Raw genomic sequence first — 17,729 nt, forward strand, 5'->3', positions numbered from 1 at the left:
CCGTCACAGGGCGCGCGGCGATCGCCCGCGGCGATTACAGACAGGCCTCGAGATAGGCCTGGTCGAAGCCGAACTGCTTGGCCTTGTCGATCGTGTAGGGGCGCAGCCCCATCGAGCGATACTCGCCGATGATCTTGCCGTCGGCGCTCTCGTCGAGATATTCGAACTTGAACAGCTCCTGCGTCACGATCACCGGCCCCTCCATGCCGATCACCTCGGTGATGTTGGTGACGCGGCGCGAACCGTCGCGCAGGCGCTTGACCTGGATGATCATGTCGACCGAGTCGGCGATCTGGCGGCTGATCGCCTCCTTGGGCACCTTGATGTCCGACATCATCACCATGTTCTCCATGCGCGCCAGCGCCTCGCGCGGCGAGTTGGAGTGGAGCGTACACATCGACCCGTCGTGGCCGGTGTTCATCGCGGCGAGCATGTCGAAACACTCGCTGCCGCGGATCTCGCCCAGGATGATGCGGTCGGGGCGCATGCGCAGCGCGTTCTTGACGAGGTCGCGGATCGAGATCTCGCCCTGGCCCTCCAGGTTCGCGGGGCGGGTCTCCAGCGGCAGCCAGTGCGGCTGCTGGAGCCGCAGCTCGGCGGCGTCCTCGATCGTCAGCACGCGCTCGCCCGGGTCGATCATCTTCGACAAGGCGTTGAGCATCGTCGTCTTGCCCGAGCCGGTGCCGCCCGAGATCACGACGTTGAAGCGGCACGCCCCCGCGATCTTGAGCGCGGTCGCCATCTTCTGCGACATGCTGCCGAAGCCCGCCATCATGTCGAGCGTGATCGGCTTGGCGGAGAATTTGCGGATCGAGATGGCGGTGCCGCGCAGGCTGAGCGGCGGCACGATCACGTTGACGCGGCTACCGTCCTTGAGGCGCGCGTCGGCCAGCGGCGTGGTCTGGTCGACGCGGCGGCCGACCGAGTTGCAGATGCGCTGCGCGATCTGGAAGAGGTGCTCCTCGTCGCGGAACTGGATGTTGGCCAGCTCCAGCTTGCCCTTGCGCTCGACGAAGGTCTGGTCGGGGCCGTTGACCATGATGTCGCTGATGTCGGCGTCGGCGAGCAGCTCCTCGAGCGGCCCGAGACCGAGCAGCTCGTCGACCAGCACCTTCTCCAGCGCGAACTGTTCGCGGCGGTTGAGCGTCAGCTTGAGCTCGGCGAGCACCTCGCCGATGATCGGGCGGAATTCCTCGGCCAGCTCGTCCTTGCCGAGCGTCGCGGCGGCCTCGGGATCGACGCGCTCGAGCAGGCGCGGCAGCACCTGTTCCTTGATGCGGTGGATCGAGGCCTCGAAGCCCTCCATCCGGCTCGCGCCGGCGTCGCCGCTGGCGTTCTGCCGGTCGGCGAGTCGCTGCATCGCGTCGACGGTGCCCTGCGGCACCAGCGACGCATCGCCCTCGCCGGGAAGGGCCAGCGCGTCGGCGGCGGGGAAGGGCTCGGGCTCGGGCCGCGCCAGCGGGTTGGCCTGCATCGGTCGCGCCACGCCGAAGCCGCCGCGCGCGCCTGTCGTCCCCATCCCGCCGTTGCGGCGCCCGAACGCGTTCATCGACCCGGTTTTCCTCGAAAGTCCGGCGATCGAGCTAAGCGAGAAGCCTTTATAATCGCCTAACCACAGACGATTCCAGGCCGCGCGACATGGGCGTCCGGCGCGCGCTATCCGAACAGAAAGTCGTCGGCCTGCAGCGAGCCCAGTACGACGTTGCGCAAGGTGATGCTGTTGCCCTCGTCCAGGGTGATGACGGTGTCGGCGCCGCTCTGGCTGGCGTGCGCGAGCACGTCGTCGGACGAGGCGAAGGTGCCCGCGCCGAACCAGAGATGGTCGTCGGCGCCGAAATCGGACACGGTGTCGTCGCCGAAATCCTTGTTGAAGCGAAAGATATCCGCGCCGCCCGCGCCGATCAGGCGATTGTCGCCGGCATTTCCCACCAGCGTGTTGTTCTGCGCGTTGCCCTTGGCGATGAAGTCACCGCTGCCGAGCAGCGCGAGCGATTCGACGAAGGTGCCTGCCAGGCTGAAGTTCGACACCGCATAGACCAGGTCGTTGCCGCCATCGGCCCCCTGTCCTTCGATCACCTTGGTATCGTGGCTCTGCACGTAATAGGTGTCGTCACCGCGCCCGCCGATCAGCGTGTCGACGCCACCGCCGCCGTCGAGCACGTTGTTGCCGCTATTGCCCTCGATCAGGTCGTCGCGGAGGCCGCCGGTGGCATTGATATTGCCCGCCCCGGTCAGCACGATACATTCGATGTCCTGCGAGCCCGCCCCGAAGCTGACCGACGCGTAGACGGTGTCATAGTTCAGTCGCTGGCCATCGTAGCGCGGATTCTCGATCACCCGATCGGAAGCATCGTCGACGAAATAGGTATCGTCGCCGGAACCGCCGATCATCTGATCGGCGCCACCGCGACCGTCGATGACATTGTCGCCATGGTTGCCGGTGATGATGTTGTTGAGCGAGTTGCCATAGCCATCGAAATTATAGCCGTTCGGGACGACGTAGACGAACTTGCCGTCGGGGCGATCGGCGAGCGTCAGATTCTCGACGTAGGTGCCGGCGATGTCGTAGGTCGCGGTCGCGACGGCGAGGTCGACGCCGTTGCGCAGGGTCTCTTCCTCGACGATGACGTCGGTGGCGCTGTCCACGTAATAAGTGTCATTGCCGCTTCCGCCGGTGAGCACGTCGTCCCCGCCGCCGCCGATCAGGATATCGTTGCCGTAACCAGACGTGATGACATTGTCCTGGCTGTTGCCCCTGCCGATACGGGAGCCGCCGCGCAGCACGAGTTCCTCGACGAAGGTGAGCGCCAGACTGTAATCGGTGTCGGCGTAGACGATGTCGCGGCCCTCGCGCGCGCCCTGCGCCTCGACCACGCGATCGCGGCTGTCGTCGACATAATAGATGTCGTCGCCCACACCGCCGATCAGCGTGTCGACGCCCGCGCCGCCGTCGAGCGTGTCGTTGCCGCCGAACCCGCTCAGGACGTTGCTGCCCGCGTTGCCGGTGATGCGATCGACGACCGCGCGCCCCGAACCGTCGATATCGGCGTCACCGACGAGCGTGAGCCGCTCGATCCGCATGTCGCCCAGCGCGACGCTGACCGTGGAGACGATCGCGTCGCTGCCGTAGAGCGCGCTCTCGATCACGCGATCGCCGACGTTGAACAGATAATAGGTGTCGTCGCCCTCGCCGCCGATCAGCGTCGAGGCGTGGGTGGGATCGGCGTACAGCCGGTTGTTCTGCGCGTTGCCGGTCGCGGTGAGGCCCTCGCCCTGCAATCTGATGATCTCGACGTTGGCGGGCAGCGTGTAGCTGACCGAGGCGATCACCGTGTCGGTGCCGCCGTTCGGCTGCTCCTCGATGACAAAGTCCGAACGATCGACGAAATAGGTGTCGTTGCCTTGGCTCATCGTCTCGAAGTCCCTGATCGCGAACGAGGAAAGCTAACGCCAGGCCGTGCGAACCGCCGCATCGTCGCGACGGGACGGTCGCTGGGCGCGACGCCGCGTTGGGCGCGCTTTGTGCGGCTGACCTGATCGGTCCGACCCGCGCTGTCGTAGATGACGTCGCCCGATACGGGATCCAGCACGAGGCGCGGCGGCACTGGTTACCGTCGCCCCGCCTTCATGCGTCGATGGCGCTGTCAGGCGCGGCTTGGCGCGGCAGTTGTCGGCGGAAGAGTGCCGCCGGTGCCGGTCTTCCCCCGAAAGCCCCACGCCTCCATCGTCCGACGGTCATCCGCGCTCACCCCGACATGTTCATCGATCCCCCGTATGAGCACCGCTCATAGCGCTGTCCGAAAGCTCGTTTGTCGCGGGCGTCGTGGTGGAGAAAGGTAGGGCTCGGAGACGACCGACATGCCCTTGCCTGCCAACGCCCGTGCGGCCCCGCGCCGCGATCCGCTCCAGCGCCGCTGGCTCTCGCCGCTGCTGCTGCTGCTGGTCTGGGAGGGGCTCTGCCGGCTCGGGGTCATCCCCGCTCACACGCTGGCCGCGCCCTCGTCGGTGGGGAGTACGCTGGCGCAGATGATCGGCTCGGGTGATCTGCCGATCAACCTCGCGGTGTCGCTGCGGCGCGCGATCCTGGGCCTCATCATCGGCGCCACCGTCGGAGTCGCGCTGGCGCTCGCCGCGGGGCTCGCCCGACGCGGCGACGCCTGGATCGATCCGCTGGTGCAGGTGAAGCGCACCATCCCGGTGGTCGCGCTCACGCCGCTGTTCATCATCTGGTTCGGCATCGGCGAGACCACCAAGATCGCGATGATCGCCTTCGCGGCGATGCTGCCGGTCTACATCAATCTTCACGCCGGCATCCGCGGCGTCGACGTGCGGCTGATGGACGCGGCACGCAGCTTCGGCCTGGGACGCGCGGCGCTGATCCGCGAGGTCGTGCTGCCGGGTGCGCTCCCCGCGCTGCTGACCGGCCTGCGCTACGCCCTGTCGATCTCGGTGCTGATGCTGGTCTTCGCCGAGCAGATCAATGCCTCGGCCGGGCTGGGTTACCTTATCAACAACGCGCGCGACGCGATGCGCACCGACATCATCGTCGTCTGCCTGCTGGTCTATGCGCTGCTGGGGCTGGCCGGGGACGCGCTGGTGCGCGCGGTCGAGGCGCGGACCCTGGCGTGGCGCCCCGCGCTGGTGGAGGCTTGAGACGATGACCGACGCGCTCCGCTCGCCGCTGCAGATCGTGCCCGATCCGCTGCCACCCGAACCCGTCGTGCGGCTCCGCGACGTGTCGCGCGCCTTCGGTGCCACCGTCGTGCTCGACTCGTTGAACCTGTCGATCGCACCCGGCGAGTTCGTCGCGCTGCTCGGCCGATCCGGCTCGGGCAAGACCACGCTGTTGCGCACGCTCGCCGCGCTCGACCCGCCGCAGGGGCAGGACATCCGCCTTCCCGGATCGCGCGCCACCGTCTTCCAGGATGCGCGGCTGCTGCCGTGGAAGCGCGTGTGGCAGAATGTCGCACTCGGGCTGCGCGGGCGCGACGCGCGGCGGCGCGCGCTCGCCGCGCTGGAGGAGGTCGGGCTGGCACACCGGGTGGACGCCTGGCCGCTGACGCTCTCGGGGGGTGAGGCGCAGCGCGCCGCGATCGCGCGGGCGCTGGTGCGCGAGCCCGAGCTGCTGCTGCTCGACGAACCCTTCGCCGCGCTGGACGCGCTGACGCGGATGAAGATGCACGCGCTGGTGCTGGCGCTGTGGCAGCGCCATCGCCCGGCGTTGCTGCTGGTCACCCACGACGTCGAGGAGGCCATGGCGCTGGCCGATCGGATCCTGGTGCTCGACCGCGGGCGCATCGTCGCGGAGGAGCGGCTGCTCGCCCCGCGCGGCAGCCGCGGTGCGATCGTCCGTGACCTGCGCGCCACGTTGCTGCGTCATCTCGGCATCGACGTCGGCGGCGCCGCCTACGCCGACCTGCTGGAACGGCACGCGTGAGCGGATCGCTCGCGCCGCTCCGGCGCTTCGTCGCCGCCTTCTCGGCACTGCTCGATACCAACCCGGACGAGACCGTGACGCTCGCGCGCGGCGGCGCGTTGCTGCGCGACCTGCTCGCCGCCGACGACTGGCTGCCCGAGACGCACGCGGTGCCCGATGCCGAGCGCTACCGCCAATATCTGCTCCATCGCGACCCCGGCGGCCGCTTCTCGGTCGTCAGTTTCGTCTGGGGGCCGGGGCAGTCGACGCCGGTCCACGATCATCGCGTCTGGGGGCTGGTCGGCGTGCTGCGCGGCGCCGAGATCGCGGAGAGCTACGTTCGCGACGCGGCGGGGCTGCGCCGCACCGAGGTGACGCGACTGGAGCGCGGCGCGATCGACGCGGTGTCGCCGACGCTCGGCGACCTGCACAAGGTGAGCAACGGGCTCGCCGACGCGCCGTCGGTCAGCATCCACGTCTACGGCGCGGACATCGGTGCGGTCCGGCGCTTCACCTACGATGCGTCGGGCGACGCCAAACCGTTCGTCTCGGGCTACTCGCCCGCGCCCGCGCTGTCGCTCTGAGGGATCATGACATGATGACGATCGAACGCACCGCGGCGGAGGTGCGCCGCGCGCTGCTGCTGCGCCAGGAGATCGCGCTGCTCGACCTGCGCAGCGAGGCCGCCTTCGCCACCGGACACCCGCTGTTCGCCGCCCATCTGGCGCTCGATCGGATCGCGATCGAGGCGCACGCGCGGCTGCCCCGGCGGGACGTGCCAATCGTGCTCTACGACGATGGCGAGGGCCTGGTGGACGAGGCGGCGCGTCGCCTGGCCGCGCTCGGCTATAACGAGGTGGCGCGGCTGGCGGGCGGGCTGGCGGGCTGGCGCGCCGCCGGCTACGAGCTCTTCGAGGACGTGAATTCCTATTCCAAGGCGTTCGGCGAGCTGGTCGAGGCGCGGCGGCACACGCCCTCGCTCGCGGCCGAGGACGTGGCCACCCTCATCGACGCGCGCGCCGATATCGCCATCCTCGATGCGCGCCGACCGGTGGAATATGCCACGATGAACATCCCGGGCTCGCTCAGCGCGCCCGGGGCCGAGCTGGTACTGCGCGCTGGCGCGGCCGCGCCCGATCCGGGCACGACCATCATCGTCAATTGCGCCGGCCGCACGCGCTCGATCATCGGCGCGCAGTCGCTCCGCAACGCCGGCGTGCGCAACCGCGTCGTGGCGCTGCGCAACGGCACGATCGGCTGGACGCTGGCGGGGCAGGCGCTCGAGCATGGCGCGTCGCGCGACGCCGCGGCGGGCGACGTCGCGGCGGCGCGCGTCGCGGCGCGCGGGGTGGCGTATCGCGCGGGCGTCCGCCACCTGTCGGCGCAGGACGCGGCCACGCTCGCGACCGACCCGACGCGGACCTTGTACCGCTTCGACGTTCGCGGTGCGGCTGACTATGCCGCGGGGCATCTTCCCGGCTTCCGCCACTATCCCGGCGGCCAGTTGGTGCAGGAGACCGACATGGCGGCGCCGGTGCGCGGCGCGCGACTGCTGCTGGCGGACGATCTCGGATCGCGCGCGGACATGACCGCCTCCTGGCTCGCGCAGATGGGATGGGAGGTCTATGTGCTCGAGGGCGGCTTCGGGCCCGATCTGGAGACCGGCGCGCCCGAGGTCTGGCCCGCGCTGGCGGCCGACCAGCGCTACAAGCGGCCGTATGAGGGCACCGACAACCAGCACGCCGCGATGCAGGCCTATCTCGACTGGGAATATGGCCTGGTCGCCCAGCTCGAGCGCGATGCCACGCACGGCTTCTACGTCATCTGAGCGCGGGCGCCGGTCAAACCGGCGCCCGCCATGACTCACTCCGCGGCGATCTCCAGCTCCTGCGACGGCGCGGTGCGCCGGTTGGACGGGATCGGCAGCCCGAGATGGCCGCGCAGCGTGGTCGCCGTATAATCGCGGCGGAACGTGCCGCGCTCCTGCAGGATCGGCACCACTTCCTCGGTGAAGCGGCGGAATTGGCTGGGATGGCCGGCGTGGATGTTGAGCCCGTCGAGCGCGCGCGCCTCGAACCAGCGCTCGATCTCGGCAGCCACCGTCGCGGCCGAGCCGACGAACGGGCTGGAGCGGCCCGACCGCTGCGTCTCCACCGCCTGGCGCAGCGTCAGCCCGCGTGCCACCGCCAGATCGGTGATCTTCTTGGCCTGGGTGAAGAAGCTCGTCTTGGCATGGTCCAGCGCGCCGACCGGGAAGGGCGCGTCGAGATCATATTGGCGGAAATCGTGCCAGCCGAAGGCGCGGCCGAACTCGCCCAGTGCCTGTTCGAAGCTGTGATCGTGCGCGCGCCAGTGCCGCTCGATCTCGCGCGCGTCCGCGTCGCTGTCGCCGACATAGACGGTGAAGCCGGGCATGACGACGACCTGATCCGGGTCGCGGCCGAGCCGTGCCGCGCGTCCCTTCAGGTCGGCATAGAAGGCCTGACCCTGTTCGAGGCTCTGCGCGTGCGTGAAGATGCCGTCGGCGATCGCGGCGCCGAGGTCGCGCCCCTGCTCGCTGTCGCCGGCCTGGAAGATCACCGGCTCGCCCTGCGGCGAGCGCTGGATGTTGAGCGGCCCGACGACCGAGAAGAAGCGCCCTCGGTGGTCGAGCGTGTGGAGCTTGGCGGGATCGAGGAACTGCCCGGTCGCCCGGTCGCGCACCAGCGCGTCATCCTCATAGGAGCGCCACAGGCCGCGCGTGACGTCGAGATACTCGTGCGCGCGGGCGTAGCGCGTGTCATAGTCGAAATGCTCGTCCCGGTTGTAATTGCCCGCGGTGCCGGCGTCGCCGCTGGTGACCACGTTCCAGCCAGCGCGCCCTTTGCTGATGAGATCGAGCGAGGCGAGCCGCCGCGCGACGTTATAGGGATCGTTGTACGAGGTCGTTAGCGTGCCGATCAGCCCGATATGGCTGGTCGCCACCGCCAGCGCGGACAGCAGCGTCAGCGGCTCGAGCCGGTTGAGATAATGCGGCGGCGAGTCGGGCGTGATGAACTGGCTGTCGACGATGAAGACGAGGTCGAACTTGGCCGCCTCGGCCTGGCGCACGACGTCGATGTACCAGTCGATGCTGACGCTGGCGTCGACCGGGATCTCGGGGTCGAGCCAGCGATTATATTCGCCCGGACCACCGACTCCAGTGGGGACGAGGCCGAGCTTGAGCTGTCGCTTGGTCATGATGGTCACTCCTCAGGATCGGGGACGGGGGCGTCACAGCCGGCCGCGCAGCGTGATGCCGTAGGTGCGCGGCTCGCCCAGCGCGGCGAAGACGAGCCCGTAGGTGTTGTTCACCGCCTTGGTGTTGTAGAAGTCGGTGCCGGTGAGATTGCGCACCCAGGCCGACAGGTCCCAATGGCCCTCGGCGTCGCGCACCCCGGCGTGCAGCCCGGCCAGCGCATAGCCCGGCACCCAGGAATAGGGATCGAGGTTGACCGCGGCGTAGAAGCCCGAGCGGTAGCTCGCGTCACCGCCGACATAGAGCTCGTGCGCCCCGGCGTGATGGACATATTCGGCGGTGCCCGTCAGCGCCCATTTCGGCGCACCCGAAGCGGTGCGGCCGGACAGGTCGATCAGCCCGAGATAGCTGTTGAGATATTGCGCCGGCGCGGCGCGATAGGTGACGTAACGCGCGTCATTGTAGGTGCCCGCCGCCGTCAGCGTCAGCCCGTCGAGCGGCGCGACACGCGCGTCCAGCTCGACCCCGCGCGACCGCAGCTTGCCGACGTTGGTGATATAGGCAACCACCGGAGTGACGGTGTTGTTGACGAAATTGGCCTGATAGTCGCTGTCGTCGGTCCAGAAGAGCGCGAGGTTGAGCTCGGCGCGCTGTCCCCAGAAGCGGCTCTTGAGGCCCAGCTCATAGGCGTCCACCTTCTCCGGCCGGACGAAGATGTCGACGCCGTTGCTGCGATTGACCAGGTTGATCCCGGGCGACTTGTAGCCGCGCGAATAGGTCGCATAGCCGTGTACGTCGACGGACAGGTCGTAGGCGGCGGTGACGATGCCGGACAGGTTCCGCGTGTCGCGCTCGGCGGTGTAGGAGCCGGTCGGCGTCAGCGCCGCGCGCCGCGCCGCGATCGCTGGCTGCAGCGCGGCGGCGAAGCTCGACAGCGGCGCCGCCGTGCCGCCCGCATAGGCATCGTAGAGCCCGGTCTTGTGCTCCCACGTATAGCGCAGCCCGGCGGTCAGCCGGAACACGGGCGAGGCGTTCCACGTCGCCTGACCATAGCCGGCGTAGCTGTACGTCTGCGGCACCACGCGCGCGATCGCCTGCAGTCCGTCGAGCGCGGCGCTGGGCAGGGTGCTCACCGGCGCGGTCGGCGTGTTGGCGGTGGTGAGCCACGCCGCCGCGTCTCTGCCATAGCCGGTGACCGACAGATCGTCGGCCTCCTGCCAGAAGAAATAGAGGCCGCCGCTATAGTCGATCGTCTGGTGGCCGGGCGAGGCGAGGCGCAGCTCCTGGCTCACCTGGCGCTGATCGGTCTTGACGATCGACTGGGTGGAGACGTTGGCGCCGAACTGGTCGCCGTCATAATTGGGGATCCACTGCCAGCGGCGGAACGCGCTGAGCGAGGTGAGCGTCAGCCCGCCCGGGCTGGTCCAGTCGCCGCGCAGCGAGACACCCCAGCTCGGCATCTCGTCATATTGCGAGCTGTCGATGTCGACGCGGCGCGCGAACGGCTCGATCGCGATCGGCGCATAGCCGACGTCCGCGGCGCGGCGGTAGAAGCCGCGCACCTGCGTGCCGTTGCCGAGCGTGGTCGGCAGCACCGCGGCGACGCTCTGGAAGCCGACGTCGCCCACCTGCAGACTGTAATCGGCGATCAGCCGCAGCTTGAGATCGTCGCGCGGCTTCCACACCAGGTCGAAGCGCGCGGCGTGATTGTCCAGCCCGTCCCAGCGTTGGCGATAGGTGGTGTTGTAGATCAGCCCGTCGCGCTGCGTGCGCAGATAGCTGACCCGCACCGCGAGATCGTCGGTCAGCGGTGCCCCGACCGCGAGATAGCCGCGCAGATAATCGTAATTGCCGTAGCTGATCTCGGCGCGCCCTTCCGGGCCGTCGAAGCTCGGTTCACGGGTGCGGATGTCGATCGCGCCGGCCACGGTGTTCTTGCCGAACAAGGTGCCCTGCGGCCCGCGCAGCAACTGGATGCTCTCCACGTCGATCAGGTCGGTGATCACCGAGCCGGTCCGCGGGCGATAGATGCCGTCGACGTAGAGCCCGACCCCTTGCTCCAGCCCGTCGTTGGTGCCGCCGGCGTTGGTGCCGATGCCGCGGACGGTGATCGTCTGGTTGCGCCCGCTGATGCCCTGGATGTTGAGGCTGGGGAGCTGCTGCACCACCTGTTTGAGGTTGAAGGCCCCCTGTCGCTCGAGCGTGTCGCCGGCGAGCGCGGTGATCGCGATCGGCACGTCCTGCGCGCTCTCGCGCCGGTAGCGCGCCGTCACGGTGATGTCGGCGCCGCCCGGCTGATCGGCGACTTCGTCTTCCGGCTTGGGTTCGTCCGCGGCTACCGGCGCCGTCGGCGTGGATGCTTCAAGTGCAAGTGCCGGCATGTCATGGAAAGACAAAATGGAGGCCGTTGCAAGAAAAGCTTTTCTGATCGTATTCCTGCCGGCTGGCGTCATCGGAAACCCCCCATCATTGTCTGGGTCTCCTACATCCTTTCACCTATCATTTCAGTAGGTGAATGGATGCTATGAGAACATTTCAACGGCTATGATCGCGGCTCAGGCGAAGCTCGCGTCGAAGCCGGTGGCGACATCGACCGGCCGGTCGATCAGACCGGCGCGGCGGTAGCGGTCGGCGGTGCGCTGCTGATCGGCGATCAGGGTCGCGTCGATCGGCGCCGCCAGCCGCCGCGTGCGGCGGGTCACCGACTGCCACACCGCGACGTCGACCCCGGTCTCCCGCGCCAGCAGCCGCGCATAATCGTCGCCATGCGCCGCCGCCCACGCCCAGCCGCGTCGCAGTCGCGCCTGATAATCGGCGAGCAGCGGGCGCTTGTCGGCGATCGCGCCGTCGCGTCCGAACACGAGCGCGTAGGACGGCACCAGCCCGTCCAGACCGCCCACCACGCGCGCGCCGCCACGCACCGCCAGCTCGGCATAAGGGTCCCAGATCGCCCAGCCGTCGACCGAGCCCCCCTGCATCGCCGCTTGCCCATCCTGCGGCGAGAGAAAGGCGAAGGTGACCGCGTCGAGCGGGCGCCCCTGCGCCTCCAGCGCGGCGAGGATCAGATTGTGCGAGATCGACCCGCGCGGCGTCGCGATCCGTTTGCCCGCGATCTGCTCGACCGTGCGGATCGGCGAGTCGCCGCGGACGATCAGCACCGGTCCCGGCCCCTCGTAGCGTTGCGCGCCGATCGCCTTGATCTTGGCGCCGCTGCCGATCGCGAAGATGAAGGCGGCGTCACCGCCGATGCCGGTGTCGATCGCGCCCGCGTTGAGCGCCTCCAGCAGCGGCGCCGCATTGGGAAAGGACGACCATTCGATGTGATAGGGCAGGGCGGCGAGGGCGCCGATCGCGTCGAGCACCACCTTCGATCCGCCGCGCTGGTCACCGACGAGCAGCACGTCGTCCCGCGCGCCACCGCGCGCGCAGGCGGCGAGCAGTCCCAGGCCCGCACCGGCGAGGAGGGAGCGGCGGTGCAGCCTCATGCGGCGTCCGCCCGTGCCGGCGCGGCCAGTGCCGCCAGCACGTCCTCGGCCTCGACGCGATCGAGCCAGTCGGGGCTGATCGCGACGTAGCGGGCGGTCAGCTCGCCGTCGACGATCAGCACGCTCGTCCGCGGCAGCTTCCACGTGCCCGTGCCGGTGAGCTCGCCGATCCAGCCGGCGGGGGGCGGCTCGGGCGTGTCGATCGGCGTGAAGTTGAGCCCGAGCTGCTCGGCCAGCGCACCGCCGGGATCGCTGAGGACGCGCAGTTGCAGCGCGTGCGCGACGCGGATCGCGTCGAGCCGCTCGGGCAGCTGCGGGCTCAGCGCCACGACGGGCACGCCCGCCGCGGCGAAGGCGCGGTCATAATGCGGCAGGGCCAATGCGTCAGCCGGACAGGTGGCGAAGCGGAAGAAGATCAAGATCGCCGGCCCCGCGCCCACCGCCTGCGCGAGCGTCAGCGCGCCGCCGCGGCTGTCGAGCAGCGGCGCGTCCGGCAGCCGGTCGCCGCGCGTCACCATTCGTCCGGGGTCGCTGGCATCCAGCAGCGCCCGGCGCTCGGCGCGATTGTGTTCGAGCCGCGCGCGTGGCCAGTCGCGCTCGCGCGCTTCCTCCAGCGCGCGGAAACGTGCCCTCAACGTCGTCATCGCCGTCTTCCTCCGTCTCGCCGCGCCGCGCCGCCGCGGCGCGCGCTGCGGCGGGTCTAGGAAGCGGGCCGACGCGCCTCCAACGACTTCGCCGAGGTGTGGATGACCTCTGCTCATAAGGCGGGCTGGAGCTGCGCCATCACGTCGCGGCTGAGGTCGCGCAGCCGCAGCGTGGCGACATCGGCGCGCTCCCCGGCGCGGATGATCGTCGTGACCGGCGGCATCGACGGCAGCACGCCCGGCGGCAGCGGCACGTCGTCGGGCAGGAAGAGCGCGGTGCGCGCGGTCACGCCCAGGCCCGCCTCGACCGCGGCGCGCAGCGTGGAGAGATTGGGTGTCTCCACCGCGATGCGCCACGGTCGCGCGCTGGCGTCGAGCGCGGTGATCGCGGCCTCACGGAAGCGGCACGGGCGCTCCAGCACCGCCAGCGGCAGCACGTCGCGTGCGAGCAGGTCGGGCTTGCCGAACCAGGCGGTGGGGGCGCGCAGGATCGCGTCCTCTTCCTGCGCGCCGGCATAGCCGATCGCGATGTCGAGCTGGTCGCGTGCGAGCAGGCTCAGCAGCTCGGCGGTGCCGGCGACTCGCGCGAACACCTGTGACTCGGGATGGAGCCGGGCGAAATGGGCCAGCACGCCGCCGAGCAGCGCCTCCGCGAAATCCTGCACCATGCCGATGCGGATCGGACCGGCGAACTGACCCGAGCCGACCGCCTGCACCGCCTCGTCGTGGAGCGCGAGCACGCGGCGCGCATAATCGAGCATCAACGTGCCCGCCGGCGTGAGCGTGAGCTTGCGCCCGTCGCGCGTGAACAGGCTCTGCTGCAGCATGTCCTCCAGTCGCTTGATCTGGAGGCTCAGCGCGGATTGGGTGACGAACACCTGATCGGCGGCGCTCAGCATCGATCCGGAGTCCACGATCGCGACGAAGCTGCGCAGGACGTTGGTGGGCAGGTTCACCGGCACGGTCAGGCCTCTTTCTAAACCCTACTGATATGGTAGGCTATCACCATGAGCGAGGCGTCGTCCAGCGGCGATCGAGGTAGGCCGGCGTCGGGGGCTGGTTCGCAGAAGCTGCCCCGCGGATTCATCGATGAGCCGCCTGTGATCGTCTCGCGCGGTAGTCATGCGACTTGTCCGCGCGAAGATTCGGGCGTGCTAGCTGCCGATTCGGACGGAGGTCCGGTAGTATCCGCTTAATTAAACTGCATCCTATACGCCGGTGCGACAGAGGGTGCGTAATATACATACATCTAGATCTGTGGAAATCTGCCGATCCCGGTGGGTAATCAGGCATTAACTGCGCATCGCGCAGCGCCCGCGAGCACCGGTCGCTCTTCTTTGCAATCGGTTGCAGTCGCTTAATGCGGATCGTCTAGCTTCCTCGGCAACGGGGAGAGGCAAGCTTCATGATCGCGTGGTTCGCACAGCATGCGCCGGTTCGCACCAAGTTCAAGGTGCTGCTCGCCATCCAGCTCGTCGTCGCGATGTTGAGCATCGCCGCGCTCTGCTCCGCCGCGATGGCATCGTCCGACCACATCCGGTCGATCCTGGCGTGCGGGTTCGGCCTCGCGCTGGTGCCGGTGCTGCTGACCTGGTGGAGCGGTCGCGTGATCAGCGATCCCTATGTCGCGACGGTGGTGCGGATGGAGGGGCTCGCGAGCGGTGACCTGACGAGTCCGATCCAGCGCACCGACTATCGCGACTGCGTCGGGCGCATGACGCGCGCGATGGAGGTGTTCCGCGCCAACGCCGAGACGGTGCAGCGCTCGAACGCCGAGGCAGAGACGATCGTGAAGATGCTGGGCACCGGGCTGGGCCGGCTCGCCGCGGGCGATCTCTCGCAGCGCATCGAGGATCGCTTCGCGGTGCATTACGAGGCGCTGCGCCACGACTTCAACGGCGCGCTCGACGCGATGGCGGCGACGCTGGGCAAGGTCACGGTGGCGGCCGGTGACATCAGCAGCGGTGCCGGCGACATCCGCCAGGCCTCGGACGATCTGTCGCGCCGCACCGAGCAGCAGGCCGCGGCGCTCGAGGAGACCGCGGCGGCGATGGAGGAGATCACCTCGACCGTTCGCGAGAGCGCCCGTGGCGCCATCCAGGCCAATTCGCTCGTGGCGGAGGCGCAGGCCGAGGCGCAGCGCTCCGGCGACGTCGTCCAGCGCGCGATGAGCGCGATGGCGGGCATCGAGCGCGCCTCGGCGGAGATCTCGGAGATCATCTCGGTGATCGACGGCATCGCCTTTCAGACCAACCTGCTCGCGCTCAACGCGGGGGTCGAGGCGGCGCGCGCGGGCGACGCCGGTCGCGGCTTCGCGGTGGTCGCCTCCGAAGTGCGCGCGCTGGCGCAACGCTCGGCCGAGGCGGCCAAGGACGTGAAGGAGCGGATCACCGCCTCGGCCGGGCAGGTCGAGCTGGGCGTCGAGCTGGTCACCGCGACGGGGGAGGCGCTCAGGGGGATCATCGGCCGGGTCGGCTCGATCAGCACGATCGTCTCGTCGATCGCGTCCTCGGCGGAGCAGCAGGCGATCGGGCTCCAGCAGGTCAATACCGCGATCGCGGAGATGGACGGCGTCACCCAGCAGAACGCCGCCATGGTCGAGGAAGCCACCGCCGCGACGCGCAGCCTGGCGTCCGAGGCCGAGGAACTGGCGCGCGAGGTGACACGGTTCCGGCTGGGGGCGGGCACCGCGGCGGTGCAGCCGGGCGGCAGCCACGTCCACCGCCTCGATCCCCCGCCGGCGGTGGCCGCGCGGCGCGAGGCTTCGGTGCCGCCGTTCGCCGTCCGCACGGGCGCCACGCGGAACTGACCGGCGACCGTTGCGAGCGCCGGGTCGGCGGCCGTGGGCGCGACGCGCGGCGTGGAAGGGAGAAACGAGCGATGGCCCGATGCGACAATGCGGTGGCGCGACAGGTCGCCGAGATGATCATCGCCGAGCTGACACCGGTCTATGTGATGGTGGCGCTGGCCGGACTGGCGATCGTGACGGTTGTTGCCTGCCGTGACGCGACCGCCGCCACGGTGTCGGCTGGTCGCGTGAGATCGATGCTGCTGATCGGCGCGCTCTGCCTGATGCTGTAGCGCGGCGGCTGGGACCAGAGCCCATCCAGGAGTCGAATTGATCGCAGACGGGGCGATCGGATCACCATGGCCACTTTTTCTCGTTCAAGCCACCGGGCTGTTTTCCGGTTTAATTTGCAGAGCGTGCCTCAGGAAGAGCTTTCCAAACCGAATCAAGGCGCTCTGAACATCTCGACCAAGACTTCCTACACTCCAGCGCCTTATCCATCCGATCTCGCAAATCCTCAAGCGCGTTGCACGGCGATCCCATTTCAACCTGCAAGAACACCCCGCACAATGTTGGTCGAGTCCCGTCCGTTTGGCAGCCGGCATCATAGATAGAAGTCGCCTCTCGGCATTGTCCACGGCTGATCATGGAGTGCACGCGCGACGGCATCGCTGCTACCCGTGCAGGCGGCAAGGCACCGGGTCGGTCGACGCTCGACACTGACAATCGCCCCTCCGCCGTAAAACTGGTCGAAGCGGGTGTCCGCACCGCGCAAGCTGCGAAGCAACTCGGCCTTGGACGCTCCACCCTCTGCCGGGAACTCGCGCGGTCACGCGATATAATGCGGTCAGGCCCGCGCTCGAGGACATGCCCTGATGGCTCGCGTCATTCCGGTCACCATCGGCTCCCTGGGAGACCTGCACCCGTTCATAGCGATCGGTCGAGCCTTGACCGGGCAGGGGCACCGCGTCGTTCTGGCGGTGCCCGACGACGGCGCCGCCAAGGTCCGTGCCGCCGGCCTCGACGCCGCACCGATCCTGCCAAGCTATGGCGACATCTGCGCACGTCTCGGCATGAGTCCGGGAGGGGCGGCAGCCAGGGTTCTCGGAGACGCGAACTTCGTCGTCGACCAGATCCTCATCCCGTCGCTCCGATCGAGTACGGCAGCGCTGGACGACTTATCGGTGGATGCCGACGTGATCGCCGGTTCGATCTTCGCCCTTGCCTCGGAGATCGTTGCGGAGAAGCGTGGCCTGCCTCTGGCGTCGGTCGTGCTTCAAGCCATGACGTTGTTCTCGGCGTGGCAGCCTCCCACAGCACCGCGCTTTGGGATCATGCGGCATCGGCCGCACACTGCCATCGGACGGAACTGGAACCGGATGTTCTACGCGCTCGCGCGCGTCGCCCTGCGTCGGCGTCACGCCCGGCAGATCGATGATGTCCGTGCCGCACACGGTCTTCCTTCCAGCCGGGGCGCTCCCATGCTGGATCACAGTCCGGCCACAGGCGCTGTCATATGCTGCTGGTCGCAGACGTTAGGCAAGCTTCCACCCGATGTACCGCATCGTGCGGTCCTGACTGGCTTTCCCTTCTTCGACAGCGAGAGTGGCGCCGACGACGAGCTGGCCATCGAACTTCGAACCTTCCTCGCGGACGGCCCTCCGCCGCTTGTTTTCACCTTAGGATCGTTCGCGGTCGCTTCGGCCGGCCATTTCTATGACGAGGCAGCGGCTCTCAGTCGTGCCCTTGGCAAACGAGCGGTGCTGCTGACCGGGCGGCCGGTACCACCGCGTCGCGATGGCGACCGCCTCACCATGAATTATGCGCCGCACTCGGCGGTCTTCCCCCGTGCATCTGCCATCGTTCATCATGGCGGAATCGGGACGACCGGACAGGCATTGCGTGCGGGCCGTCCTCAGATCGTCGTTCCCCACTTCGGCGATCAGTTCGACAATGCCGCGCGATTGGAAGCGAGTGGTGTGAGTGCCACGATCCACCGCGACAGGTTCAAGGCCGATCGAGCAATGAGCATCGTATCCCGTATATTGACTGATCCGGCGATGGCGGATGCAACGGGCCGGGCGACGGCGATCATCGCCAAGGAAGACGGTGCGGCAGAAGCCGCACGACATATCGCCGCCTTGGCTCTGCCATCCCATTTGGCAAGCCGCTGACATCG

14 protein-coding genes are annotated in these 17,729 nt (G+C 68.8%); 7 read left to right on the forward strand and 7 right to left on the reverse strand.

All coding sequences use genetic code 11. From position 1 onward, the window contains the following. Nucleotides 1–34: 34 nt before the first annotated feature. Together EV292_RS15905 and EV292_RS15910 are read right to left on the reverse strand one after the other, a co-directional pair. Complete coding sequence (locus EV292_RS15905; RefSeq protein ID WP_165927147.1) at nucleotides 35–1,549, reverse strand: CpaF family protein; 1,515 nt, start codon at nucleotides 1,547–1,549, stop codon at nucleotides 35–37. Nucleotides 1,550–1,656: 107 nt separating this feature from the next. Then, nucleotides 1,657–3,411 carry a calcium-binding protein gene (locus EV292_RS15910; RefSeq protein ID WP_132910224.1) on the reverse strand — a complete coding sequence of 585 codons (1,755 nt, stop codon included), beginning with the start codon at nucleotides 3,409–3,411 and terminating at the stop codon, nucleotides 1,657–1,659. A gap of 447 nt (nucleotides 3,412–3,858) precedes the next feature. Here EV292_RS15910 and EV292_RS15915 point away from each other — a divergent pair, with 447 nt between their 5' ends. From EV292_RS15915 to EV292_RS15930, 4 genes are read left to right on the forward strand one after another with little or no spacing between them, the layout of a single operon-like run. Then, on the forward strand, nucleotides 3,859–4,653 hold the full coding sequence (locus EV292_RS15915) for an ABC transporter permease (protein WP_132910225.1): 795 nt from the start codon (nucleotides 3,859–3,861) through the stop codon (nucleotides 4,651–4,653). Nucleotides 4,654–4,657: 4 nt separating this feature from the next. Then, a complete protein-coding gene (locus tag EV292_RS15920; RefSeq protein WP_132910226.1) occupies nucleotides 4,658–5,437 on the forward strand; it encodes an ABC transporter ATP-binding protein in 780 nt (259 codons plus the stop codon). Beyond that, nucleotides 5,434–6,000, forward strand: coding sequence for a cysteine dioxygenase (locus EV292_RS15925; protein WP_132910227.1), 567 nt, complete (start codon nucleotides 5,434–5,436; stop codon nucleotides 5,998–6,000). The genes EV292_RS15920 and EV292_RS15925 overlap by 4 nt, the downstream gene beginning before the upstream one ends. A 14-nt stretch (nucleotides 6,001–6,014) precedes the next feature. Then, a complete protein-coding gene (locus EV292_RS15930) occupies nucleotides 6,015–7,244 on the forward strand; it encodes a rhodanese-like domain-containing protein (protein ID WP_132910228.1) in 1,230 nt (409 codons plus the stop codon). Nucleotides 7,245–7,279: 35 nt separating this feature from the next. Here the strand turns inward: EV292_RS15930 and EV292_RS15935 are convergent, their stop codons facing one another. From EV292_RS15935 to EV292_RS15955, 5 genes are all read right to left on the reverse strand, one after another. Beyond that, nucleotides 7,280–8,635, reverse strand: a complete 1,356-nt coding sequence (locus tag EV292_RS15935) for an LLM class flavin-dependent oxidoreductase (RefSeq protein ID WP_132910229.1) — start codon at nucleotides 8,633–8,635, stop codon at nucleotides 7,280–7,282. A gap of 33 nt (nucleotides 8,636–8,668) precedes the next feature. After that, complete coding sequence (locus tag EV292_RS15940) at nucleotides 8,669–11,014, reverse strand: TonB-dependent receptor (RefSeq protein WP_165927148.1); 2,346 nt, start codon at nucleotides 11,012–11,014, stop codon at nucleotides 8,669–8,671. A gap of 174 nt (nucleotides 11,015–11,188) precedes the next feature. Continuing rightward, complete coding sequence (locus EV292_RS15945) at nucleotides 11,189–12,118, reverse strand: ABC transporter substrate-binding protein (protein ID WP_132910231.1); 930 nt, start codon at nucleotides 12,116–12,118, stop codon at nucleotides 11,189–11,191. Beyond that, on the reverse strand, nucleotides 12,115–12,762 hold the full coding sequence (locus tag EV292_RS15950) for a redoxin domain-containing protein (RefSeq protein ID WP_132910232.1): 648 nt from the start codon (nucleotides 12,760–12,762) through the stop codon (nucleotides 12,115–12,117). Before EV292_RS15950 ends, EV292_RS15945 begins: the two co-directional genes overlap by 4 nt. A 113-nt stretch (nucleotides 12,763–12,875) precedes the next feature. Continuing rightward, a complete protein-coding gene (locus EV292_RS15955; protein WP_132910233.1) occupies nucleotides 12,876–13,724 on the reverse strand; it encodes a LysR substrate-binding domain-containing protein in 849 nt (282 codons plus the stop codon). A gap of 443 nt (nucleotides 13,725–14,167) precedes the next feature. Between EV292_RS15955 and EV292_RS15960 the strand changes: the two genes are divergently transcribed. From EV292_RS15960 to EV292_RS15975, 3 genes are all read left to right on the forward strand, one after another. Next, on the forward strand, nucleotides 14,168–15,571 hold the full coding sequence (locus tag EV292_RS15960) for a methyl-accepting chemotaxis protein (RefSeq protein WP_132910234.1): 1,404 nt from the start codon (nucleotides 14,168–14,170) through the stop codon (nucleotides 15,569–15,571). A gap of 71 nt (nucleotides 15,572–15,642) precedes the next feature. Beyond that, nucleotides 15,643–15,843: a hypothetical protein gene (locus EV292_RS15965; RefSeq protein ID WP_132910235.1), complete on the forward strand. Its 201-nt coding sequence runs from the start codon at nucleotides 15,643–15,645 to the stop codon at nucleotides 15,841–15,843. A gap of 582 nt (nucleotides 15,844–16,425) precedes the next feature. After that, entirely contained in the window at nucleotides 16,426–17,724 is a 1,299-nt protein-coding gene (locus EV292_RS15975; protein WP_132910236.1) for a nucleotide disphospho-sugar-binding domain-containing protein, read from the forward strand. Nucleotides 17,725–17,729 lie beyond the last annotated feature (5 nt).

This window comes from Sphingomonas sp. BK235, assembly GCF_004345855.1.
In the GTDB taxonomy this organism is placed as follows: Bacteria; Pseudomonadota; Alphaproteobacteria; order Sphingomonadales; family Sphingomonadaceae; genus Sphingomonas.

Excerpts from the sequence above, each read along its gene's own strand:
- EV292_RS15950 (WP_132910232.1), bottom strand. The coding sequence starts at position 12,762 with ATGACGACGTTGAGGGCACGTTTCCGCGCGCTGGAGGAAGCGCGCGAG.
- EV292_RS15910 (WP_132910224.1), bottom strand. The coding sequence starts at position 3,411 with ATGAGCCAAGGCAACGACACCTATTTCGTCGATCGTTCGGACTTTGTC.
- EV292_RS15975 (WP_132910236.1), top strand. The coding sequence starts at position 16,426 with ATGGCTCGCGTCATTCCGGTCACCATCGGCTCCCTGGGAGACCTGCAC.
- EV292_RS15965 (WP_132910235.1), top strand. The coding sequence starts at position 15,643 with ATGGCCCGATGCGACAATGCGGTGGCGCGACAGGTCGCCGAGATGATC.
- EV292_RS15945 (WP_132910231.1), bottom strand. The coding sequence starts at position 12,118 with ATGAGGCTGCACCGCCGCTCCCTCCTCGCCGGTGCGGGCCTGGGACTG.
- EV292_RS15960 (WP_132910234.1), top strand. The coding sequence starts at position 14,168 with ATGATCGCGTGGTTCGCACAGCATGCGCCGGTTCGCACCAAGTTCAAG.
- EV292_RS15905 (WP_165927147.1), bottom strand. The coding sequence starts at position 1,549 with ATGAACGCGTTCGGGCGCCGCAACGGCGGGATGGGGACGACAGGCGCG.
- EV292_RS15920 (WP_132910226.1), top strand. The coding sequence starts at position 4,658 with ATGACCGACGCGCTCCGCTCGCCGCTGCAGATCGTGCCCGATCCGCTG.
- EV292_RS15935 (WP_132910229.1), bottom strand. The coding sequence starts at position 8,635 with ATGACCAAGCGACAGCTCAAGCTCGGCCTCGTCCCCACTGGAGTCGGT.
- EV292_RS15915 (WP_132910225.1), top strand. The coding sequence starts at position 3,859 with ATGCCCTTGCCTGCCAACGCCCGTGCGGCCCCGCGCCGCGATCCGCTC.
- EV292_RS15940 (WP_165927148.1), bottom strand. The coding sequence starts at position 11,014 with ATGCCGGCACTTGCACTTGAAGCATCCACGCCGACGGCGCCGGTAGCC.
- EV292_RS15930 (WP_132910228.1), top strand. The coding sequence starts at position 6,015 with ATGACGATCGAACGCACCGCGGCGGAGGTGCGCCGCGCGCTGCTGCTG.